The sequence below is a fragment of the Paenibacillus sp. EB106-04-04-XG159 genome (assembly GCF_058791835.1).
This window is the reverse complement of record NZ_JBYTDY010000010.1, coordinates 96,521-120,332: the sequence shown is the minus strand read 5'-3', so window position 1 is coordinate 120,332 and position 23,812 is coordinate 96,521. Positions and strand designations below refer to the sequence as shown.

At 49.4% G+C, this 23,812-nt stretch carries 19 protein-coding genes; 14 read left to right on the top strand and 5 right to left on the bottom strand.

The features are described 5' to 3' along the window. Positions 1-17: 17 nt before the first annotated feature. The 5 genes from AC3WTP_RS13900 to AC3WTP_RS13880 all read left to right on the top strand — a co-directional run bounded on the left by AC3WTP_RS13900 (position 18) and on the right by AC3WTP_RS13880 (position 4,780). Positions 18-1,127: an ABC transporter substrate-binding protein gene (locus AC3WTP_RS13900; protein WP_492395220.1), complete on the top strand. Its 1,110-nt coding sequence runs from the start codon at positions 18-20 to the stop codon at positions 1,125-1,127. After that, a complete protein-coding gene (locus AC3WTP_RS13895; RefSeq protein WP_492395219.1) occupies positions 1,094-1,951 on the top strand; it encodes an ABC transporter permease in 858 nt (285 codons plus the stop codon). Before AC3WTP_RS13900 ends, AC3WTP_RS13895 begins: the two co-directional genes overlap by 34 nt. Continuing rightward, positions 1,948-2,814 (top strand): ABC transporter permease, encoded by an 867-nt coding sequence (locus AC3WTP_RS13890; RefSeq protein ID WP_492395218.1) that lies wholly within the window; start codon positions 1,948-1,950, stop codon positions 2,812-2,814. The genes AC3WTP_RS13895 and AC3WTP_RS13890 overlap by 4 nt, the downstream gene beginning before the upstream one ends. Beyond that, a complete protein-coding gene (locus AC3WTP_RS13885; protein WP_492395217.1) occupies positions 2,814-3,848 on the top strand; it encodes an ABC transporter ATP-binding protein in 1,035 nt (344 codons plus the stop codon). Before AC3WTP_RS13890 ends, AC3WTP_RS13885 begins: the two co-directional genes overlap by 1 nt. A gap of 212 nt (positions 3,849-4,060) precedes the next feature. Then, positions 4,061-4,780 carry a YebC/PmpR family DNA-binding transcriptional regulator gene (locus AC3WTP_RS13880; protein ID WP_492395216.1) on the top strand — a complete coding sequence of 240 codons (720 nt, stop codon included), beginning with the start codon at positions 4,061-4,063 and terminating at the stop codon, positions 4,778-4,780. Between the two features lie 70 nt (positions 4,781-4,850). Here AC3WTP_RS13880 and AC3WTP_RS13875 read toward each other — a convergent pair whose 3' ends face one another. Beyond that, a complete protein-coding gene (locus AC3WTP_RS13875; protein WP_492395215.1) occupies positions 4,851-5,747 on the bottom strand; it encodes a helix-turn-helix transcriptional regulator in 897 nt (298 codons plus the stop codon). Positions 5,748-5,856: 109 nt separating this feature from the next. Here AC3WTP_RS13875 and AC3WTP_RS13870 point away from each other — a divergent pair, with 109 nt between their 5' ends. From AC3WTP_RS13870 to AC3WTP_RS13855, 4 genes are all read left to right on the top strand, one after another. Further along, complete coding sequence (locus tag AC3WTP_RS13870) at positions 5,857-7,983, top strand: DUF5054 domain-containing protein (RefSeq protein ID WP_492395214.1); 2,127 nt, start codon at positions 5,857-5,859, stop codon at positions 7,981-7,983. Positions 7,984-8,229: 246 nt separating this feature from the next. Continuing rightward, positions 8,230-10,356 carry a DUF5054 domain-containing protein gene (locus AC3WTP_RS13865; protein ID WP_492395213.1) on the top strand — a complete coding sequence of 709 codons (2,127 nt, stop codon included), beginning with the start codon at positions 8,230-8,232 and terminating at the stop codon, positions 10,354-10,356. Positions 10,357-10,615: 259 nt separating this feature from the next. After that, a complete protein-coding gene (gene gntK / locus AC3WTP_RS13860) occupies positions 10,616-12,172 on the top strand; it encodes a gluconokinase (RefSeq protein ID WP_492395212.1) in 1,557 nt (518 codons plus the stop codon). A 92-nt stretch (positions 12,173-12,264) separates the two neighbouring features. Then, complete coding sequence (locus AC3WTP_RS13855) at positions 12,265-12,945, top strand: DUF4085 family protein (protein WP_492395211.1); 681 nt, start codon at positions 12,265-12,267, stop codon at positions 12,943-12,945. 476 nt (positions 12,946-13,421) lie between these two features. Here the strand turns inward: AC3WTP_RS13855 and udk are convergent, their stop codons facing one another. The 4 genes from udk to vanG all read right to left on the bottom strand — a co-directional run bounded on the left by udk (position 13,422) and on the right by vanG (position 17,318). After that, complete coding sequence (gene udk, locus AC3WTP_RS13850; protein WP_492395210.1) at positions 13,422-14,057, bottom strand: uridine kinase; 636 nt, start codon at positions 14,055-14,057, stop codon at positions 13,422-13,424. 146 nt (positions 14,058-14,203) lie between these two features. Further along, positions 14,204-15,451: a serine racemase VanT catalytic subunit gene (gene vanT, locus AC3WTP_RS13845; RefSeq protein WP_492395209.1), complete on the bottom strand. Its 1,248-nt coding sequence runs from the start codon at positions 15,449-15,451 to the stop codon at positions 14,204-14,206. Next, positions 15,448-16,251 carry a D-alanyl-D-alanine carboxypeptidase family protein gene (locus tag AC3WTP_RS13840; RefSeq protein ID WP_492395208.1) on the bottom strand — a complete coding sequence of 268 codons (804 nt, stop codon included), beginning with the start codon at positions 16,249-16,251 and terminating at the stop codon, positions 15,448-15,450. Before AC3WTP_RS13840 ends, vanT begins: the two co-directional genes overlap by 4 nt. Further along, the gene (gene vanG, locus AC3WTP_RS13835) at positions 16,242-17,318 is read right to left on the bottom strand and encodes a D-alanine--D-serine ligase VanG (RefSeq protein ID WP_492395207.1); all 1,077 of its coding nucleotides are present in this window, start codon (positions 17,316-17,318) and stop codon (positions 16,242-16,244) included. The genes AC3WTP_RS13840 and vanG overlap by 10 nt, the downstream gene beginning before the upstream one ends. A gap of 238 nt (positions 17,319-17,556) precedes the next feature. Between vanG and AC3WTP_RS13830 the strand changes: the two genes are divergently transcribed. From AC3WTP_RS13830 to opp4C, 5 genes are all read left to right on the top strand, one after another. Then, positions 17,557-18,891, top strand: coding sequence for an MFS transporter (locus AC3WTP_RS13830; protein ID WP_492395206.1), 1,335 nt, complete (start codon positions 17,557-17,559; stop codon positions 18,889-18,891). Further along, the gene (locus AC3WTP_RS13825) at positions 18,851-19,777 is read left to right on the top strand and encodes a polysaccharide deacetylase family protein (protein WP_492395205.1); all 927 of its coding nucleotides are present in this window, start codon (positions 18,851-18,853) and stop codon (positions 19,775-19,777) included. The genes AC3WTP_RS13830 and AC3WTP_RS13825 overlap by 41 nt, the downstream gene beginning before the upstream one ends. 209 nt (positions 19,778-19,986) lie before the next feature. Further along, positions 19,987-21,594, top strand: coding sequence for an ABC transporter substrate-binding protein (locus AC3WTP_RS13820; RefSeq protein WP_492395204.1), 1,608 nt, complete (start codon positions 19,987-19,989; stop codon positions 21,592-21,594). Positions 21,595-21,856: 262 nt separating this feature from the next. Beyond that, a complete protein-coding gene (locus tag AC3WTP_RS13815; protein WP_492395203.1) occupies positions 21,857-22,828 on the top strand; it encodes an ABC transporter permease in 972 nt (323 codons plus the stop codon). An 8-nt stretch (positions 22,829-22,836) separates the two neighbouring features. After that, complete coding sequence (gene opp4C / locus AC3WTP_RS13810; RefSeq protein WP_492395314.1) at positions 22,837-23,757, top strand: oligopeptide ABC transporter permease; 921 nt, start codon at positions 22,837-22,839, stop codon at positions 23,755-23,757. The last annotated feature ends 55 nt before the right edge of the window (positions 23,758-23,812 follow it).

The window sequence follows — 23,812 nt, the reverse complement described above, 5'->3', positions numbered from 1 at the left end:
GAGGAGGTGCAGGAGGAATGGGAATGTTAGGCGTGAAGAAGAGAGGCTTAGTGGTTCTGCTTCTAGTCTTGGTTATGCTGCTTGCTGCGTGCAGTTCCGGCTCCAAGAAGAGTGAAGGCGGCGGCACTTCCACGGCATCGGAGAATCTTACGCTTGAAGAGCTTGTGCCTCTGGCTAAGAAGGAAGGGAAGCTTGCAAGCGTAGGTATGCCGGATTCCTGGGCGAACTGGAAGGGAACGTGGGACGACCTGAAATCGAAGTACGGCATCGACCACACGGACACAGATATGTCCAGTGCGGAAGAGCTGGCGAAGTTCGAGACGGAGAAGAACAATCCTCCGGATATTGGCGATGTCGGAATTGCATTCGGTCCGGTGGCGGAGCAGAAGGGACTTACGCTGAAGTATAAGACGCAGTACTGGGATGAGATACCCGACTGGGCCAAGGATGATGACGGCGACTGGGTAGTAGGCTACACCGGTTCTATCTCGTTCCTCTGCAACAACACGCTGGTGGATACTTGCCCGAAGAGCTGGGCTGACATCAAAGCCGGCAAGTATAAAGTGTCGGTCGGCGATGTAACGAAGGCATCGCAGGCCCAGCACGCGGTATTAGCGGCAGCTCTCGCATTCGGCGGCAGCGAGAGCAACTTGAAGCCAGGGCTTGATTTCTTCGCCGAGCTGGCGGAGCAAGATCGAATCGCGAAGACGGATGTCAGCGTACCGACGATTCAGAAGGGCGAGGGCGAAGTCATCCTGTTATGGGACTTCAATTCATTAGGCTACCGAGAGCAGATTGATCCAGCCAAGTTCGATGTGCATATCCCTTCAGAGGGCAGTATTATAAGCGGATATGCTTCGGTCATCAATAAGAACGCGGCTAATCCTAATGCGGCGAAGCTTGCCCGAGCCTACATATTCAGCGATGAGGGCCAGATTAATCTGGCGAAGGGCTTTGCCCGTCCGATTCGTACGAGTGTGAAGCTTCCTGACGACGTATCGGCTAAGATGATCGACGAGAAAGAGTACGCGAACGTTAAACCGATTCAAGACTTTAAAGCATGGGAAAATGCACTCAAGGAGTTGCCGCAATTATGGCTAGAACAGGTGCAATCCAAAGTAAAATGATGCTGCTTGTCCTGCTCCCGCTCATCCTCTGGATCAGCGCGTTCGAGCTGCTTCCGATCGCGGGTATGATTATCATGAGCTTTCAGGATGATGCTGGCCAAGGGTTCTCCCTTGGCCAGTATGTTAAGAGCTTTTCTAGTCCGCTCTATCAGCAGGCGATCATTAACAGTGTTAAAGTATCCTTTTTCTCCAGTATTATCGCCATCCTCATCGCTATTGTGTGCGCATATTCCATTACTCGCTTTACGACCCGAGTAAGAGATAACATGCTGATGATCTCCAACATGATTACGAACTTCGTCGGTGTGCCGTTGGCCTTTGCTTATATGATTCTATTCGGCGGTAATGGCGCGTTCATCCTATTAGCCAAGGAATTGGGTTGGAGTACACTCGCAAGCTTCGATCTCTATTCCGGAACTGGTCTATTGCTAACTTACACCTATTATCAGACACCGCTTGCCATTCTGCTTGTATATCCGATCTTCCACGGCATTCGCGATGAATGGAAGGAGGCGGCCTCTCTGCTTGGCGCATCACCATGGAAGTTCTGGCGCCATATCGGCATCCCCGTTATGCTGCCAAGCCTGCTCGGCACGTTTAGCATTCTTATTGCCAATTCGCTAGGCGCCTATGCGACAGCATATGCCCTGACCGGCATCAACTACAATCTGCTGACGATTCGCATCGCAGCTCTGGTGTCGGGCGATATCTTCCCTAATTTCCAATTGGGCAGCGCTCTGGCTGTCATTCTGGCGTTAATCATGCTGATCTCTCTATTCATCAGTGAACAGATGTCGCGCTGGTCGAGGAGGAGAGGTCTGTGAAATCGACAGGTACAGCCGCTAAGCGGCATAAGACATCGAGGCAAGCCGGGAGAAGCGGGAAATGGCATGTATCGGTTATTGCCGTGCTGCTCTTATATCTGTTCCTCCCGATTGTCGGCACCCTGCTATTTTCATTAGCCAAGGAATGGCAGAACGACATCATCCCTACGGCGTACACGCTGAAATGGTACGGGCAGCTCTGGACGGATCTAAGATTCTATGAGGCGATGGGCAGAACCGTTCTTGTTAGTGTACTGACGGTATCGATTACGCTTACGATTATGATCCCCGTGATCTTCGTGCTCCATGTGTATTATCCGAAGTGGGAGAAGCTTCTGCAGGTTTCGATTATGCTGCCGTTTGCCTTTCCGCCAGTGGTAGCGGCCATCGGCCTAATTAAGATTTATTCCTCGGAGCCGGTTGCGATCACGGGCACGATCTGGATTCTGCTCGGCGTCTATTTCGTCATGATCCAGCCTTTCATTTATCAGAGTGTAAAGAACAGTCTCGACACGATCAATGCGATCGATCTCGTGGATGCGGCGGAGGTGCTGGGAGCGAGCAAGATGACAGCCTTTCGCAAAGTCATTCTTCCCAATATCCTGCCGGGCACATTAGTAGCCAGCCTGCTGTCCTTCTCAATGATATTTGGAGAGTTCGTTATGTCGCGTATGCTGGTTGGCGGTGATTACGAGACGATCCAGATGTATCTGTACAATCAGATGAAGACGTCCGGCCAGTCCTCCAGCGCGGTCGTCATGACTTATTTTCTATTAATTCTATTGCTGTCAGGGCTTGTTCTGAAGCTGGGCGGCTGGAAGTCGCAAGGGTACAAGAAGACGTCGGTGCAGGAGGAAGAATGATGAGCTTTGTACGCGTTGAAGGGGTAAGGAAGAGCTACAATGAGCTTACTGTACTGAAGGATATCTCATTTACGTTGGATGAGGGAGAGTTCCTCACATTGCTTGGCCCATCGGGCTGCGGGAAGAGCACGTTGCTGCGTGCGATCGCAGGTTTACATCCTATCGACTCCGGTAAAATGTTCATCGGTGATCGAGATATAACGGCGCTGTCCCCGAAGGATCGGCGAGTGGGAATGGTGTTTCAATCGTATGCGCTGTTTCCGAATATGACCGTGTTCGAGAACATAGCGTTTGGACTCAAGATGGACAGGATGAAGAAGGCGGAGTACACCTCCTTGGTCGAAGAAATGATCGAGATTATCGATCTGCAGGGCAAGGAGAATCAATACCCGCATCAGCTATCCGGGGGCCAGCAGCAGCGCGTGGCGCTAGGGCGCTCACTCGTAAAGCGCCCGAAGGTGCTGCTGCTCGACGAGCCGCTAAGCGCGCTGGATGCGAAGATTCGTCGGATGCTGCGCAGCGAGATCCGCCAGCTTCAGCGGAAGCTGAACATGACGACGATCTTCGTCACGCATGATCAGGAGGAGGCGCTGACCATATCCGACCGGATCATCGTGATGAATCACGGCGAGATCGAGCAGCAGGGGACGGCGGAGAAAATCTATGCCGCTCCGGATACGGAATTCGTCGCGCGCTTCATCGGCAGCTACAATGTGTGGCATCGCGGCGAGCTGGAGCAAGCCGGTTTCGCTTCTATTCCTCATGGCGAGCTGTTTGCTGTTCGCCCGGAGGTCATTGCGATTCAGCCGCAAGCGGCTCTGGATCGGAAAGCTGATGGGTACATGCATGCTGAGGGACAGATCAACAATCTGTCTATCTTGGGCAATGTGGTGCGTTATCAGGTAAGCGTTAATGGATTGGACGTGTCCGTGGATGTCTTGAATAACGCGGAGCATCGGCTGCTGCGGGAGCAGGATCTCGTGACACTAACGATCCCGGGAGACAAATGCCACCCGCTTAAGAGGAATGCATAGCGCAGGAGCATCCGACTGGGCAGTGCAGGCACTCCGTTTCGTACGAGGACAATCGAGAATCGTTAGAGAACCGTTAGAGAACAAGTATCGTCTCTACCGGTTCTTTTTTTGTATATTTATTCCATGTGAACAATTCGATTTGCTCAAGGCACCGTTTCGAAATATAATTATAGTAATTATGCACATTTTTGCAGAAAGAGAGCGAATTCAGAATGGGACGTAAATGGAATAATATTAAAGAAAAGAAAGCATCCAAAGATGCTAACACGAGCCGCGTATATGCCAGATTCGGAAGAGAAATATACGTAGTTGCGAAGCAGGGCGAGCCGAATCCTGACTCCAATCAGGCGTTGAGGTTCGTGCTTGAGCGTGCCAAGACTTATAATGTACCAAAAGCGATCATCGACCGTGCGATTGAAAAGGCTAAGGGCGGTTCCGATGAGAATTATGAAGAGCTTCGTTATGAAGGCTTCGGTCCTAACGGATCGATGGTTATCGTAGACGCATTGACGAATAATGTGAATCGTACGGCGTCTGAAGTTCGTTCCGCATTTAACAAGAATGGCGGCAGCTTGGGCGTAAGCGGATCTGTATCCTATATGTTCGAGCAGACTGCGGTCATTGGTCTGGAAGGCAAGACAGCCGATGAAGCGTTGGAAATCCTGATGAACGCGGATGTAGATGTTCGCGATATTATGGAAGAGGACGATACGATTATCGTATACGCTGAGCCGGATCAGTTCCATGCTGTTCAAGAAGCGTTCAAGAATGAAGGCGTCACGGAATTTACCGTTGCGGAGATCTCCATGATTCCTCAGAACTATGTAACGATTCCAGAAGACGTGCAGGCGCAATTCGAGAAGATGATCGATGCGCTGGAAGATCTGGACGATGTTCAACAGGTGTACCATAACGTAGAGCAAGAAGATTAATTCGAAGATGAGCATGTCCCCCGAGTGGTTTATTCTACTTAGGGACATGCTCTTTTTTATAGCAGGAAACTTATCGCCCCTCACGTTGGCGCCAATCGCGCGGAGTCATGCCGACATATTTCTTGAACACCGTCGCAAAATGCTGGCTCGTCTTAAACCCCAAGTCCATTGCCACGCTTGTTATCGTCGCATGGGATTCCAGAAGCATGCGGCAAGCGCAATCCATCCGCACTCGATCCATATAGGTTGCTGGCGACTGCCCGTTAGTCTCACGGAATACGCGATAGAAGTGCGACTCGCTCAGCCCTGCCTCTGCCGCGAGCTGTTCATTCGTGCAACGAAGAGCCGGATTCGCCTCAATGCGCGAAGCGAGCTCTACTGAATACTGGTGCAGGTCGGGAGACTGTGAGGATGAGTTCGTCGATTGCATGAGCTGAAGCAGTATTTCTAATATATAGTGGCGAACTTGATATGCCGTTAATATCGAATCTGGCTGTTCAATGACTCTTCGCAAGCCGCGGAAGGGCTCAACAATCCCTCGGTTCGTTGAACATATACGGGGTTGATGTTTAAGCACATGAACGAATTCCTCTCGCTCTGCTTCCCCTAATGAGAACCATTCATGATGTGTTTCAGGATTCCGTATAATGATCCACCAGATCGTGCAAGGACCTATATAGTCGAAGCTAGCTCGATGGCTCTCTCCCGGCCGCGTATGGAATAGCTGCTGCGCATGCGTATGGTGCGTGACGCCGTCAACTTCCCAGCTCACTTTACCTTGTTCAATATAGACAAACTCATAAGCATCTTCATGGAAATGGATCTGCAACGGAGCAGCCGTTTTAAAATGATCGTACCCTAATAGCTCGAATTCCGTCATGTGCATCAGCTTCGGATGATCACCATAGCGATAGACCCATCGCTCGTTGTTCTTGTTGGAGATCGTCATAACATTACCCCTATTCATGTTTCATACTCCTAATGTTTCGAATCCTATTCCATATGAATCGAAAAGTCAACTCGCGTGTAACCCCTTACGATGGAGATATATGAATTATGATAAAGGAGTGGGACCATTGGCTAATCAATCTAAGAAGTTAATCCATGTTGTATTCAAGACACATCTCGATATTGGTTTCACCGATCTGGCGCAGCGTGTGACGGAGCGATATATGAACGTATTCATTCCAGGTGCGATCTCAAGAGCTGAATACTTTGCGGAGCACCCTGACAAAGGGTCCTTTATATGGACAACAGGCTCCTGGCTGATCCACCACATCTTGAAGCATGGCAGCGAAGAAGAAAAGAGCAAGGTGGAAGACGCGATCAACAAGGGTTATCTAGAATGGCATGGTTTTCCTTTTACAACCTATACTGAATTGATGGACCCTGAACTGCTCCAATACGGTATGGAGATGACGAAGGGGCTGGATCGCCGCTTCGGCAAGCGGACGATTGCAGCCAAGATGACCGACGTTCCCGGTCATACGCGTTCGATGATCACTTATCTCGCCCAGGCGGGCATCAAGTATTTGCATCTAGGCGTTAATGGATCAAGTACTGTGCCGAATGTGCCAGAAATGGCAGTATGGCGCAACCAAGACGGATCGGAGATCATCGTCCATTACAGCAAGGACTACGGCAATTCCTATGAAAGGGAAGGCTTTGAGGACATGCTGTACTTCGCGCATACGCACGATAATCTCGGACCTTCATCCGTGGAGCAGATCGAGGCACAATTCCAACGGCTGAGAGAAACGTATCCAGATGCGGTTATTGAAGCCTCAACGCTGGATCGCTATGCGGAGAAAGTATGGGCCATCCGCGATACCCTGCCAGTCGTGGAGGAAGAGATCGGCGACAGCTGGATTCACGGCTCTTCCACAGATCCGTATAAGCTGGCTGCCTATCGGGAGCTGCTGAGACTGAAGAGCCGATGGTTAGCGGAAGGCGTTTTGACTACAGCAGATGAAGAATACAAGTCGTTCTGCGATGAGCTGATCATGGTCGCGGAGCACACTTGGGGAACAGATATTAAGCGTTATTTGGCGGATTATGCTCATTATGAGAAGGCAGACTTCCAGAAGGCGCGTAAACGCGATAAGACAGATGTTACTCTGAATCCGACGGGGTATCAGTTCCTGGAGAGTGGTGCACGCGCTGACATGATCAATATGTTTGGCGCGGATGCGCAATCTAGATTGGATGAGCGCTCTTACAGTATGATGGAACGATCTTGGCAGGAACAGCGGGACTATATCACGAAAGCTGTTGCGGCTCTTCATCCAGAGCGACAAGCAGAAGCGGCAGCAGCGCTAGAGGGGCTCAAGCCAAGACGTGGTATGGCAAGTTCAGCAGAAGCTGCGGTATTGCAAGCCGACGAGTCATACGCGCTAGGCAGCTTCAAGGTTAAGTTTGCAGATGATGGTTCTATCGTCGAGCTCCGAGACAAGAAGGGCAAGGAATGGGCAGGCCCATCCAATCCGATTGGTCTATTCTCTTACGAAGCCTATTCCCAAGAAGATTATGATCGTTGGTACCGTCAGTATCATGTGATGTGGAAGTATTCCTACTCCTGGGCGACTGGGGACTTCGGCAAGCCAGGGTTGGAACTGACTTCCGAGTTGATTACCCATCAGACGGTAACGCCTAAACTAAGCTCGATCCATCACTATCAGGCCGATGGCCAAGATATCGTGAAGCTCAAGCTGCGGATGCCGAAGGAAGCTTCAGAGAAGCGGGGAGCGCCTAGAGAGCTCGAAGTTGAATACAGATTCGCTGTGGATTGTGACACGGTTGAATATAAGCTTATGTGGTTTGATAAGGATGCGAACCGATTGCCGGAGGCTTCCTGGATTACCTTCAACCCTGCAGTAGACAATCCGAATCAGTGGAAAATGGATAAGCTGGGACAGCTCATATCTCCGCTCGAGGTAGTAAAGGGCGGCAATCGCAACATGCACGCTGTTAACAAGGGCATCACTTATCGTGGTGCTGACGGTGAGGTACAGATCGAGATGCTGGATGCTGCCTTGGTATGTCCAGGCGAACGAAGATTGCTTCAATTCGATCATTCCTTCGCATCATTGGCAGGCGGCATGCATGTGAACCTGCACAACAATATCTGGGGAACGAACTTCCCGGCATGGTACGAGGAGGACGCTCTTTTCCGATTCAAGATGCACTTCAATTCCTACGTATAACGCAGCAGTATTAGCATTTTCATATAAATAGCCAAGGTCAAGGTCAGGGCCAGGGACGCTCAAGTCGTCTCTGGCCTCTTTGTTATGTCCATAGGATAAGCTCAGTCTACTCTATTTACCAGCACGGCCCTAATTTGTATTTCATATTCCTAATGTTTCGAATCCTATTCGATATAAATCGGATAGTCAACTCGCGTGCAACCCCTTACGATGTAGTTATGTGAGTCAAGATAAGGAGTGAGACTAGTGACTAATCCATCCAAGAAGCATATTCATGTTGTGTTCAAGACACATCTCGATATTGGTTATACCGATCTAGCGCAGCGTGTAACGGAGCGATACATGAACGTATTTATACCGAGTGCGATCTCAACGGGCGAGTACTTTGCGGATCACCCGGACAAAGGATCCTTTATATGGACAACAGGCTCATGGTTGATCCATCACATCTTGAAATACGGCAGCGACGAAGCGAAGGCCAAGGTTGCTGATGCAATCGATAAGGGTTATCTAAGATGGCATGGTCTTCCATTTACAACTTATACCGAATTAATGGACCCAGAATTGCTGGCATACGGAATTGAAATGTCGCAAGCGCTGGATCGCCGCTTCGGCAAGCAGACGATCGCAGCTAAGATGACCGACGTTCCGGGTCATACGCGATCGATGGTCACTCAACTCGCCAAGGCGGGTATCAAGTATGTGCATCTGGGCGTTAATGCCTCAAGTCATGTGCCTCATGTGCCGGAGGTATTTGTATGGCGCAATCAAGACGGATCAGAGATCGTCGTTGAATACAGCAAGGACTACGGCGATTCCATTGAAATGGAAGGCTTGCAGGATATGCTGTACTTCGCGCATACACACGATAATCACGGACCTTCATCCGTCGAGCAGATCGAGGCAGAATTCCAACGGCTTAGAGAAAAATACCCGAATGCGGTTATTGAAGCCTCGACGTTGGATCGCTACGCGGAGAAAGTATGGGCCATCCGCGATACTCTTCCAGTCGTAGAAGAAGAGATTGGCGACAGCTGGATTCACGGCTCTTCCACAGATCCGTATAAGCTGGCTGCTTATCGGGAGCTGCTGAGACTGAAGAGCCGATGGTTAGCGGAAGGCGCTTGGACGACAGAGGATGAAGAATACAAGGCGTTCTGCGATGAGCTGATCATGGTCGCGGAGCACACTTGGGGAGCAGATATTAAGCGTTATTTGGCGGATTATGCTCATTATGAGAAAGCAGACTTCCAGAAGGCGCGTAAGGATGATAAGACAGATGTTACCCTGAATCCGATGGAGTATCGTTTTCTGGAGCATAATTCACGCGGTGAGATCGTTGATATGTTTGGCGAGGAAGCACAATCTAGATTGGATGAGCGCTCCTACAGTCTGATGGAACGATCTTGGCAGGAGCAGCGGGACTATATCTTGAGAGCAGTTGAGGCTCTTCATCCGGAGCGGCGAGCAGAAGCGAGAGCTGCGCTAGAAGGGCTTAGACCACTACGCGATACGGCAAGCTCAGCAGAAGCTGCGGTATTGCAAGCTGATCAGTCCTACGCGCTAGGCAGCTTCAAGGTTAAGTTTGCAGATGATGGCTCAATCGTCGAGCTTCGCGACAAGAACGGCAAGGAATGGGCAGGCCCATCCAATCCGATTGGTCTATTCTCCTATGAAACCTATTCCCAAGAAGATTATGATCGTTGGTACCGCGAGTATCATGTCAGATGGAAGAATACGCACTTCTGGGTGATCGGGGATTTCGGCAAGCCGGGGATGGAGCTGACTTCCGAGTGGATTACCCATCAGACGATAACGCCTAAATTAAGCTCGATCCTTCACCATCAGGCGGATGGCCAAGATATCGTGAAGCTCAAGCTGCGGATGCCTAAGGAAGCGGCAGAACGTCGGGGAGCGCCTAGAGAGCTCGAGGTTGAATACCGATTCTCTATGGGTGCCGACACGGTTGAATATAAGCTGATGTGGTTTGATAAGGATGCGAACCGATTGCCGGAGGCTTCTTGGATCACCTTCAACCCTGTTGTAGACAACCCGAATCTGTGGAAAATGGATAAGCTGGGACAGCTCGTATCACCGCTCGAGGTAGTGAAGGGCGGCAACCGCAACATGCATGCCGTTAACAAGGGCGTCACGTATCGAGGCGCTGACGGTGAGGTGGAGATCGAGATGCTGGATGCCGCCTTGGTATGTCCGGGCGAACGAAGATTGCTTCAGTTCGATCATTCCTTCGCATCCTTGACAGGCGGCATGCATGTGAATCTGCATAACAATACATGGGGAACCAATTTCCCTGCATGGTACGAAGAGGACGCGCTGTTCCGATTCAAGATGCACTTCAAGTCCTACGTATAACTTAGCAGCATTAGCATCTTAATATAAATGGTCAGGGTCGAGGTCAGGGACGCTTAATTCGTCTCTGGCCTCTTTTTGATGTCCAGACGATGTGTTCAGGCTGTTGGTTTACTGGCGGCGTGGGACTGTTCAAGGGTCTATCTTCTCATCGTGAAATATAAATTGGAATGTACAATCATTTTCCGTTACCATGGATGGTAGACGAGCTTACAATCGGACGAATCAGTACTGTCAATGCTTATGATAAGGAGAGAAGCACATGAAGGCGCATGGATCCTATTACATAGGAGTCGATATCGGGACTACAAGCACCAAAGCCGTTCTCTACGGGGAACGAGGTAAAGTTATCCGTACACATCATATCGAATACGCTCTGTTCAGCCCTGCTCCATCCATTGCCGAACAAGACCCCGATGAAATCTTGCAAGCCGTAATCGGAACGATTACGGCGGTGCTTCAACAGCAGGAGGGGCATCATAATGCGGCTGATCATGTGGCATTGGTATCCTTCAGTTCGGCGATGCACAGTGTGATAGTGATGGATGAAGGGGGAAACCCGCTGACACGCTGCATCACATGGGCAGACAGCCGTTCGAGCAAGATGGCGGATCGAATTCGCGTCGAAATGAACGGACTCGAGATCTACAGCAGAACGGGGACTCCGATTCATCCCATGTCGCCGCTCACGAAGATTGCTTGGATACGTGAGGAGAATCCGGACCTGTTCTTAAGGGCATATAAATTTATTGGCATTAAGGAATATATCTTTTATAAATTGTTTGGTCGCTACGTGATCGATCATTCGCTTGCTTCTGCTACTGGGCTGTTCAACTTGAAAGAGTTGAAGTGGGATGAAGGCGCTCTAGAAGTCGCGGGCATAACGCCAGAGAAGCTGTCGGAGCCCGTGCCTACGACTTCCATCTTCACGAAGTTGGATGAGGAGTACGCTCAAGAGCTCGGCATCTCGCCTGAGACGCCGTTCATCATCGGCGCGAGCGATGGTGTACTGTCCAATCTTGGCGTTAATGCGATCGAGCCGGGTACAACTGCTGTTACGATCGGAACGAGTGGAGCGATTCGCGCAGTCATAGATAAACCTGTGACAGATCCGAAGGGCAGAACCTTCTGCTACGCGCTAACCGAACACCATTGGGTGGTTGGCGGTCCTGTTAACAGCGGCGGGATGATCTTTCGTTGGGTTCGCGATGAGCTGGCACCTTCTGAAATGGAGACAGCGAAACGCCTAGGCATTGACCCGTATGAGGTCCTGACTAGCATTGCATCCAGGGTACCCGCGGGTGCGGACGGGCTGCTCTTTCATCCGTATATGGCAGGGGAACGCGCGCCGCTGTGGAATGCGGATGCGCGGGGGTCCTTCTTCGGACTCGGCCTGCATCATAAGCGGGAGCATATGATTCGTTCCGTGCTCGAAGGCGTTATCCTGAATCTTTACTCCGTCATGCTGGCGCTCGAAGAGATCATTGGCGTTCCAAGTAAGATCCAGGCGACTGGCGGATTCGCGCGATCTGAGCTATGGCGTCAGATGATGGCCGACATCTTCAATCAGGAGATACATGTTCCGGCGAGCTTTGAAAGCTCCTGCTTAGGGGCGGTAGTGCTGGGGATGTACGCACTTGGAGAGATCGAGGATTTCTCTATTGTGTCCGAATGGATAGGAACTACACATGTGCATCAACCGATCCCTTCTAACGTAAATGTATACCGAGAGCTGGTTCCGATCTTCCTTCGCGTTTCTCGACTGCTGGAAGAGGAGTACCATGCTATAGCCGCCTTTCAACACAAATGGGTCAACTAGGTACAGTAACATTTAACACATACGATGATAAATAGGCTATTCCTCCATCAAGAAGCTCATCCAAGTGATATTAGTTGAGTGAGGTGTTGGCGATGAAGTATTTTACTAGGCAGCAATATGAGAAGATGCAGGTCTGGGGACATTTGGTTTTCCCAGAAGATGAGGAACAATACAAGGAATTTCATGATATTAGGTATGAGGAAATATACAAGAAGAACTTCGAAGACATGAAGCCATATCTCATCAAATATCTACCTGATCGCTTTACACCGTATATTCATGATGGAAGTCTGGTTCAAGGGCAGCTGCTCAAACAGCCTCTTAAGTCGTTTGTTCAGGAATGGCAGTCACATTGGAATCAGGAGTGGGATGGAGCGGTAAGACAGTATAGTGAATACTACCGAACCATTAAGGATCGCCTTCCGCTTAAGCCTGAGATTCTCAGTGAGGTAACCGGATTTCATGATTCTCGAATCATTAGAATGGAGTTTCCAGCCGCAGATTGTGTTAAATTATCATTGGATTGCAAGGGAGCCTTCACTTCTATGGAAGCATGTGATCTGGTATTTGAAGGAGTTAAGTCCAGCGAGATACCCTTAGATCTTGTTTCCGATAGATGGTTATATGAAGAGCTGTATCTTCTGAATGAGAACTTGATCGAGTTGCGAGTACTGCTGGACTCGTCGAGAGGCTACATGGATACTAATGAGCTCATTATCCGTGCAGAGAACATTGAGATCACGAATATAGTCGAGAGAACAGATGAATATTGACCACCTAAAAGGGGTTGTCCCAGAAGTCATTTTTCACATGACTTTTGAGACAACCCCTTTATTGTTAACGATATTAAATCGACAACCTTGAGCTCGCCATCTTGGAACGGTCTATCTCAGTTGAGACGTCGAAAATATGCATCTCAGCTCCAAAACCAGCTGTGAAAAGGGCTGAGATGCACAAAATAGACATCTCAGCCGGCACAACACCCTTGGCGAGCCGAAAAACAAAGCTGAGACGTCGAAAACATGCATCTCAGCTCCAAAATCAGCCCGAAAAAGGGCTGAGATGCACAAAATTGACGTCTCAGCCGGCAGAAACGCCTCGGCGAGCCGAAAAACAAAGCTGAGACGTCGAAAACATGCATCTCAGCTCCAAAATCAGCTCAAAAGAGGGCTGAGATGCTAAATAATGACATCTCAGCTTCCCAGCCCCCTTATTGGTCTATACAGACTTTATCTTGTAACTATTGCGATCACGCTTCAGGGCATGTCCATTCGCTGGTCAGATACTTCTCCGTAAGGGTGGTCAGCATTTGAATTCCGACCGCATTACGACCGCCTTCTGGAATGATCACGTCAGCGTACTTCTTCGAAGGCTCGATAAACGCCTCGTGCATAGGCTTAACCGTACTTAGATATTGGTTGTGAACGGACTGGATGGACCGTCCGCGCTCCTCAATATCCCGTACGACTCGACGCAGAATGCGCACATCAGGGTCTGTATCTACAAATACCTTGATGTCGAGCATTTGACGGAGGTTCTCGTCGGACAACACATGAAGCCCCTCAATAATCACGATATTGTTCGGCTGAAGTTCAATCTTCTTATTCTCAAACCGAGAATGAGTTGTGAAGTCATATACCGGAGCATATGCGATCTGGCCTGCTCTCAACTGGTTCACATTTTCAATTAACAGCTCATTGTCAAATGCGAACGGGTGATCATAATTGATCGTAGTGCGTTCATCCAAGCTGAGATGAGCGTGGTTCTTATAGTAATTGTCTTGTGATATAAACGTTACATTATCTGATCCAAGACGATCAATGACAGTGCGAGCCACAGTTGTCTTGCCGGAGCCGGTGCCGCCGGCGATACCAATGATTAGCATGGCGATTCAAATAACCTCCCTGAGATGATTGCCTGTGCAATTCTAATATTGTAGCACAGCTTAATTTATTTTTCACATCGTCTCAGGCAAGAAAATTATTGCATATATTGCTTTACCTTTGGGAACCCTTCTGTCAGCAATCTGACCTAGAAATGCTGCTTGTTGTATGAAGACGGATATACATGTTCCACCCGACTTCCGATACGGCTCATGATCTCATTCGTCAGCGTCCCGCATCGTGCGGCGATCTGACCTGCAGTAATAGCTTCCGTACCGTCTTGTCCAATTAATGTCGCTGTATCTCCTTGCTGTATTCCTTCGATTGAGGTGACATCTGCCATGAATTGATCCATGCAGATGCTTCCTACGATGCTTGCCCGTTGACCGCGGATAAGCACATATCCACCCTGGTCTCCCAAAGTCTTCGGAATACCGTCGGCATAGCCAATCGTAATGATCGCGATCCGCGTATCACGCGAAGCCATACAGGCATGCCCGTATCCGATCGGAGACTGAGCGCTTATGTCCTTAACCTGCGCAACTGTCGCCTTCAGGGTAAGCACAGGGCGCAGCTCTGCTTGCGCCATAATCGGATCCTCATCATGGCTTAGTAATCCGTATAACGAAATGCCAGGTCGCGCCAGATCATACTCCATCGATGGATGATTCAATATTCCATAGCTGCTCTGAAGATGAACAGCGCCGGGATCTAGACCAGCTTCTTTAATCTGCTGGACTACGCCGTTCAATCGATCCGCTTGCATGCTCGAATAAGCGATACGCTTTTGATCCAGACTGTCGGATACGGACATGTGACTGAATGTCCCTGTAACCTGCACATGTTGGAGCTGATAGCAGGATAGGATCCGATCGATGTTTTGATAGGGCTCACCTAGACGGTTCATGCCAGTGTCAATCTTCATGTGCCCCTTTAGGTTTAATCCACATTGATCTAAGGCAATAGCGTGATCGGCGCTGACAATCGTTTGCGTCAGCTTATAACGCCAGAGATCATGAATACGGTCAGGTGATGTATAGCCTAAGATCAGAATATCGCCGGTTACACCATGCTGGCGTAAGCTAATTCCTTCTTCAATCTCGGCGACTGCAAACTGTGCTACACCGATCTTATTTAGAGCCTGCGCAATCGGTATGCTTCCGTGTCCATAAGCATTAGCCTTGACGACTGCCATGATTCGGCAGGCAGCGGGGAGTAAGCGCTGTAACTCCAGTACGTTATGCTTCAGATTCCTCAGACTAATCTCCGCCCAAGCTCGATGCGATGAAGCCTTCGCAGCGCTATTCTTCGTACGCATCAGCATACGAGCGACAAGCATAGCTAGTAGGATAGATAGAACGGAAATAGCAATATAATAAATGAGAGGTTGATTCACTTGAACACCCACTCGTGATCATGATAGATCGTAACGATAAACCCATCGCAGTTATTTCCTGACCATTCATACTCACAGTCACTCTTCATCATGATCGATGTCTCGCATTCCTCGGCCTCAACATAATACATCTCTATGAGGTGGCGCTTGTACTTCATATATAGATGCGAACCTTTGTAGGGAAATTGTGTGATAAAGTCGATATATTCTTCTAAGCACAGATCATGCTGCTCCATTATAATCGCGTGCGGAACACCGACATATCGGTAATGCCACGGCTCACACGCAATGTTCGTGATCGATTCTTTGCCTTCCTTATATCTCTGGACAAATCCATACTCCGCCGCAAGCTGCCTGAAAGTCGCGAATACCCCGTCGTGAGGAAGCGAAGGACAGAGATAGTCCACTTCCTCGATCAGCTCTCCGACATCAACGGCGAGCCCTGTTTGGTGCTCACTTTCATTTGGACGAGCTACATACTTGACCGTGAACTCGGCTCCATGCTCCAGCAACGAGGTATCGTATATATGCTTCTGCTGCGCCTGAGTGCGATATCCGCTCACGATCCCGATGCTGTCTTCGGCATGGCAAGCCTTCAGCCATGCGCGCAGCTGCAGGCAGCAAGTTCGCTCGAGACGCAGCTCTTGTTCTTCTGTGCCCGCTTGCGGAATTGCTGTCACAGGTATGATGTTGCCATCTTGAGGCTGCGCCGCTAAGGGCCAATCCCGATTCACTAATATTAAGTGTCCATGATGAATCATCTCACGTTTCAGACTGACTACTGCATCTGTCAGTGGCATGAGTTCACCTTCTTCGCGGCATCCAGCGAGAGCTCGATAAGCCGATTCATTAATTGCGGATACGAGATACCGCTGCAGCTCATCATGTTCGGATATCGGCTTGCAGAGGTGAATCCAGGCATCGTATTCACCTCATTAAATACGATACGCCCATCCACAGTAAGGAACATGTCTACCCGAGCGAGCCCCGTACAGCCTAGTGCTTTGTAGATCAGACGAGCGGTATCCTTGATCTTATCGGCTGCAGCCGCATCTATTCTCGCAGGCAAATGAATCTTGGAAGAGCGCAGTGAGTATTTCTCTTCATAGTCGAAGAATTCACCCGTAAGCTCAATCTCATCTACTTCAGCGATAATGGGATCTTCCGCATGACCCAATACCGCGCAGCCTACTTCAAATCCGCTCACGTTCTGCTCGATTACCACCTTCCTGTCATGCAAGAAGGCAGCTTGAATTCCATTCATAAGCTCCAGCTTGCTGTATGCCTTCGTGATGCCGAATGATGAGCCTGACTTCGCAGGCTTAATATACAACGGAAAGCCAAGCTTCTCTGCGTCTTGAACAGCTTGATCGAGACGATCGCCCTCGAATACGGTAACCGATGGAGCAGTTTCAACGCCTGCTGCTCGGACCATCTGGCTCGCAATGGCCTTGTCCATACAGATCGCTGATGACAAGGTGTCGCATCCGACATAGGGAATGCCGGACAGCTCCAGAAGTCCTTGCACAGTCCCGTCCTCGCCGTTCTTGCCGTGTAGAACGGGGAATACGGCATCTACAGCAGTGACGCGATACTCTGTGCCTACCAACTCTACGATCCCGCCGATCTCCTTGCTTGGCGAGATGAAGGCGGGGAGGCAGCTAGAGTGAGTATGCCAGAGATCATTTCGTATATCCTCTGTAGTGCCATTGTAGCGAAGCCATGCTCCTTCTCTTGTAATCCCAATCAAAATTATATGATAAGCAGATCGGTCTAGATGATCGATAACAGAGGCTGCCGATTGCAAAGACACATCATATTCAGTCGAGCAACCGCCGAACAATACGGCTACATTTTTCATTTTCATGAGGAGTCTCTCCTGTTCCTATTCATTAAGATACAGTTGATTATAGGGACAAGAGCTGAAGCAATTTCCAAGAAATTGTTAAGAAGTATGAAGAAGATATGAAGAAATAATGATTTCTCCGCCTGTGGACATTTATAGATGGAGCTCAGAATGCTGGAGAAGGTTACTGGAGAAGGTTATATGAACCAATTGATGAATAGGATACACTATGAGGTTATTTGGAATCGGAGGAATGAGCATGAAGCGTTGGTGGATGAATTCGCCGTACACGTTCGCATTCGGGATGTTCGCGATGATGGTTCCGAGTCAGGCTTTCAGTTCATTTTACAGCTATTTCTATGTGGAGAAGCTTGGACTTGGGATCGGGCTCGCCACGCTGGCGCGCACCATCTTCCTCATCTGGGATGCAGTCAATAATCCAATCTTCGGTTATTGGTCGGATCGCACAAGGACTCGTATTGGACGGCGCAGGCCTTGGGTGTTCGGAGCTATTCCGCTGTTTATGCTGACATTCGTGCTCGTATTCTCTCCTCCTGATGGGTTAACGCAACATGGATTGTTCGCATGGTTTCTAGTAGCGCTCATTCTGTATGAGACGGTTGCTACGGTCCTGTGGGTGAACTATGGCGCGTTATTTCCAGAGCTGTTTCGAGGAGACCGCTTGCGCGCGAAAGCTTCTGCCGTAGAGCAAGGGTATCAGGTCGTTGCACTGCTCATTGGCTCCGCATTAACTCCAATTCTGTATACAGCGATCAACTTTTCAAATATGGCGATTCTGTACGCGGGCATCTTCGGTATCTTCATGCTGCTGTTTGCGTTTAGTGTTCGGGAGAATAAGGAGGCTAGCGCTAGCGAGCCGATGAAGCTGATTCCCGCATTCCGCGAGACGATTCGCAACAAGAAGTTCTGGGTGTTCAACATCTCGAACTCGTTTGCGCAGACCGTGAACGGGCTCATCAGCTCGATGATTCCATTTTACGCGAAATATGTACTGAAGATCTCGGAAGCCCAAGTGACGATTCTGCTCGCATCTGTATTCGTCTCGGTCATTCCATTGGTGTTCGTGTGGTATTGGATGATTCGGAAAATGGACGGGGTTAAAGCATGGCGGCTGTCTCTTGTCCTATATGGCATTTCTGTGATCCCGCTGTGGTTTGGCTTCGATCTCATTAGCGGCATCGCGGCAGGCATTGCCGTCGGGTTCGGATTGGCGGGCTTCTTGGTTACACCGGCCATTGTCAGCGGGAGGATTATCGATGAAGACGCTGAGAAGACGGGATTGCGCAGAGAAGGCATCTACACGGCTGTTGCCGGGTTCATTACTCGATCGAGCGGATTGATCTCGGCGTTGGCATTTTTAATAGTGGGGATTATATTCGGCTATGAAAGCGGCGATAAGCCGGGGGAGAACCCGGAGGCGACGTTTCGATATCTGATCAGTGTTGTGCCGTTCATTCTGCTTACGATCTCAGTCCTCATATCCTATACCGTAAAGTTTCAATTCTCTGGACATGTGGGAGGGGAGCATGATCATGACCAAGGATACAGTCAGAAGGCTGATCATCAATTGTGATGATTTCGGGCAGAGTCCCGCCATGAATAAGGCAATTATGCATCTGCTGGAGGAAGGCAAGGTATCCTCGGCCACGATAATGTCCGTTGCGCCGGGATACGAGGAGGCGGCTTCCTGGACTGCCCGCAGGCGGCAGCCGAATGTGGGGCTTCATCTGACGATGACAAGTGAATTCGATGCCTTGCGGTGGAGCAGTCTGACAGGTCATCCCTCGCTGCATGATGAGAGCGGCAAGCAGTACAAGACCGTGAAGGAATTCGAGCAGGGCGCCGACACGAATGCCGTGTTGAAGGAGATTGATGCGCAATATGAACGGGCGAAGAAGTCGGGTATCAAGATCAGCCACGTCGATAACCATATGGGCAGCCTGTATGGAGTAGAAACGGGGCGGAGTCTGATCCCGCACATGCTGTGGAAGGCGGCGCGCTGGCGGCTGCCAACGCGTCTCTTCCGGTACATTCATCCGGAGGATTCGCTCCTTGGATCGTTGAAGGGAATCGAGCGTGCAGTCGCGCTTGCCTCAGCGCTGGCGGATACGTTCGGCGTGCCGATTCCCGATTACCTGCTGTCGCACCCCTTCCACCTGCAGGAAGGGGAGACCTATAACAGCTTCAAGCGATCCATCATCGCCAAGCTGTACAAGCTGCCGGATGGTGTATGTGAAACTTACATCCACCCGGGCGCGGAAGACTCTTGGATGCTGGCGAACATCCCAGACTATGAGAAGCGGGTATGGGAATATCGCCTGCCCTTCGATGACGACTTCGCATATGCGATGCGCGATGCGGGGGTCATCTTAACGGATTACCGCTACGTGGAGAAGCATCTGAGACGCCCGCGGCTTCAGTCCGCTTTTAGGCTGCTAAGAGTACTTTTAAGATCGTGAATCTAGATAGGCACCAGCCATCCTAGATAATAGATTCGTTTGCCGCACAGCGCTGGTTGTGCGGCTGTTTGATTGCGGGCGATGAAGCTAGGTTCCGACATAGATTGGCGAATAATTATTTTAGTTGACAAACTTTTAAAAACATATAATAGTAGGTTATACATTTAAGAATAATATGGATATTTTGGAGCATTGGGGGAATAAGATACGTGAAATATAAGCAGTTTAGTAGAATAACGTTCGTGTTTCTATTAGTTGGAGTCCTGCTTGTTCTGTCTGCATGCGGCGGAGCAGGGAGTCAATCGACAAACAATAAGAAAACGGTCAATATTGGGATAACTCACTCTCCCGGCAGCTTGAACCCGCTCTCACCTGTTGGCTTGGCATCTACCTACGTTGCAGGCTTGATGTTTCTGCCGCTGGTTGAGATTGACGAAGATCTAACCTTTAAGCCTATGTTGGCTGATTCTATAGAGACGAAGGACAATACAACCTTCACGATCAAGCTGAATCCGAACGCGAAGTGGACGGATGGCACGCCAGTTACGGCAGATGACGTCATCTTTACGATGAAGCTAATGGCTAACCCTAAGGTAGCATCCGTCTATACTTATATGTTTGGCATTTTGGAAGGGCTGGATGATGCGGGTTACTTGCCAGAGGGCAAAGAAGATATATCCGGCGTTAAGAAGCTAGATGATCATACGTTGGAGTTTAAGACTAAGGCTCCCACAACGCTAAATATTTTTTGCGATACGATCGGCAGATACTTGCTCACTGTTCCTCAGTCAGCGCTAAAAGATATTGCTCCTGAGAACCTGAGCAAGAGTGAATTCATGCAGAAGCCTACGGTAACGAATGGTCCGTTCAAGCTGGTAGCATACAATCGTGACCACTTCGTTCAGATGGAAGCGAACAAAGACTATTTCAAGGGCGCTCCGAAGCTGGAGCAGTTGAACTTCAAGGTGCTGCAGGCAAACGCAATCTCTACGCAGCTGCAGAGCGGCGAGATTGATATGAACATTCCTTCCGTTGGTGTGATTCCAATTGATGAGCATGAGAAGATTAAGAGTATGGAAGGAATCACTACTGTAGACGGAGCACCAGTCGCAACTCAATTTATGTACATCAATGAACAAACAGTACCGGACGCGAAGCAGAGACAAGCCATTTCTTATGCGATGAACCGTGAACTTATCGTAGAGAAGCTGCTTAAAGGGTCTGGCGAAGTTGTCGACGGATTCTTTACGAGCATCAGCCCTTATGTCGATTCCAGCGTGAAGCCTGTTGGTTATGATCCGGAGAAGGCTAAGGCTCTACTGGCAGAATCGGGATGGGACACTTCGAAGACACTTACCTTGTCGGTATTGTCTGGAGACAGCACATTGGAGCAAGCAGCTAATATTATTGCTGAGAACCTCAAAAGTGCAGGCATCAACGTTAAGATTCAAATGCTGGATCTAGCAACACTTATCGATTCTATCGTGAAGATGGAGTATGACCTGGCGATTCTTACGGTTTCCATGACGCCGATCAATCCGCTGCCGGACATTGCCTATTTCTTAGGAGAGGGTAATCCTAACGGCTACAGCAACAAAGACATTGACGCGCTCCTTGCTTCCTTGAAAGCTGAGACAGATGAAGCGAAGATCAAGCAGTATTACAGCGAGATTCAGAAGATTACTGCTCAAGACGTTCCTATGCCGTCCATCTATGCTACTCGAGCTTTAGGTGCTGTGAATAAGAGGGTAATCGGAGCTAATCCAACTGATTTCGGTATGTTTATAAATGTGCATGAGTGGGATATCAAGCAATAAACGTGATAGATAGTGTACGAGAACCGCTTTCTAAATGACCATTGCAGAGCAGAAGCAGACAATTGATATCGCAATCCAAAACTGTTGAGGACAAGGCTTATTGTATTCAATGAGCCTGTTTCTGCTGTTAATGAAGCTGCCCGGAAACTAACCTGCCTATTCTATTGCTCAAGGCTGAGACAGCATGGGTGTAAAGTAACAAGATCGCGGTCATGTACCTTGCCATTTTCCGATAACTGATGAAGATCCGAGGTGTTGTTATTTGTTTAATTATGTACTGCGGCGAATTCTCATTGCGATTCCCGTGCTGTTCGGAGTGACCGTCATTAACTTCATTATTATGTACATGGCGCCAGGCAATCCCGTGGATATGCTCATCAGCCCAACCATTCCAGCAGAGGCGTTAGAAGCAAAGAAAATAGAGCTAGGTCTTAACGCACCGCTTTATATCCAATATTGGAACTGGCTCAAGCTTCTGTTTCAGGGTGATCTAGGGTATTCCATGATAACGTATCAGCCTGTAGCGGAAATGATAGGGGCACACTTGGGACCAACCTTGCTGCTTATGGGTACTTCATTGCTGCTGGGCTTAGCTATTGCGATTCCATTGGGTATCATAAGCGCAACCAAGCAGTATTCGAAACTGGATTATACAGCTGTTACAGGGGCTTTTCTCGGTATTTCCGTACCTAACTTCTTTCTTGGACTAGGACTTATATACATCTTCTCGATCTGGTTAGGGATTCTGCCATCCGGAGGCATGACGGAGCTAGGGGGCGAAGGCGGCTTCGCCGATGTTCTCATTCATATGATCATGCCTGTTATCGTGCTTACGGCCAATGTGGCCGGCCGCAATATTAGATATGTCCGCTCTAGTATGCTTGAAATATTGGAGCATGATTATTTGCGAACGGCACGAGCTAAGGGCCTGAGGGAATTCCTAGTCGTTAATAAACACGCGATGAAGAATGCCTTAATTCCGATCATCACCGTTCTTGGGCTGGAGATTCCGATTCTATTTGGCGGAGCTGTAGTGGTGGAACAAATATTTTCTTGGCCGGGATTAGGACAATTGACGATGTCATCGATTATGAATCGTGATTACTCCACGATCATGGGACTCAATCTGGTGGCGGCGATCGTAGTTATTGCTGCGAATCTAGTAACCGATATCGCCTATGTCTTAGTCGATCCAAGAATTAAATTAAGTAAAAAGAAGAAAGCGGCGGTCTAATGAATCTAATGAAGAGGTACTTCACAGGCCGCAGCGTACGGCAAGAAGCTGAGGGTATGATGAAGCTGAATAGCGGGGATAGCTCCGCAGAGACGGTTGCACAGCGGTTCACACGGCACAAGTTTGCTGTAGCGGGCCTTGTCGTCATTGCGATCCTTACTCTATGTGCCATATTCGCGCCTATAATTACACCCTATGAGCCTACTGAAATTACGGAGAATTTCGGCGCTCCTCCATCTATGCAGCATCTGCTGGGTACTGATCAGGTCGGCAGAGATCAATTTACTCGTCTCATATATGCGGCGAGAGTATCTTTATCAGTAGGGATCGGGGCAGTTGCCATATCTGCCATCATCGGAACGACCCTTGGACTGATCTCGGGCTACTTCGGCGGCTGGGTTGATCATATCATTATGAGAATTACGGATGTGTTCATGTCGTTTCCGTATATTATGTTGATCCTAGTCGTTGCCAGTATCGTGGGGCCAGGCTTGTTGAATATCATACTCATCCTAGGCGTGCTCGGATGGCCCGGCGTAGCGCGCTTAGTTCGGGGCAATGTGCTCTCGATTAAGGAACAGGAGTATATTACGGCGGGAACGGTGCTCGGCTTGCGCACGCACATCATCTTGTTCCGCCATATCCTTCCGAATACGATGGCGCCGATCCTGGTCTATGCAACATCAGGAGTTGCTGGGGCTATCTTGGATGAAGCGGCGCTTAGCTTTCTTGGGCTAGGTGTCCAGCCTCCGACGCCGAGCTGGGGGAATATGCTGTCAAGCGCCCAGTCGCTCACTGTGCTGACGTCACAGCCATGGCTATGGATTCCACCTGGTATAATGATTATATTGGCTGTGTTGTCTATCAACTTTATCGGCGATGCGCTTCGTGACGCGCTGGATCCGAAGAATAAGCAATCTCGTTCCTGAATAGAGAAGAGCCAGCCTTCAGCATATGCAGCGGCTGGCTCTTTCCATGTAATCC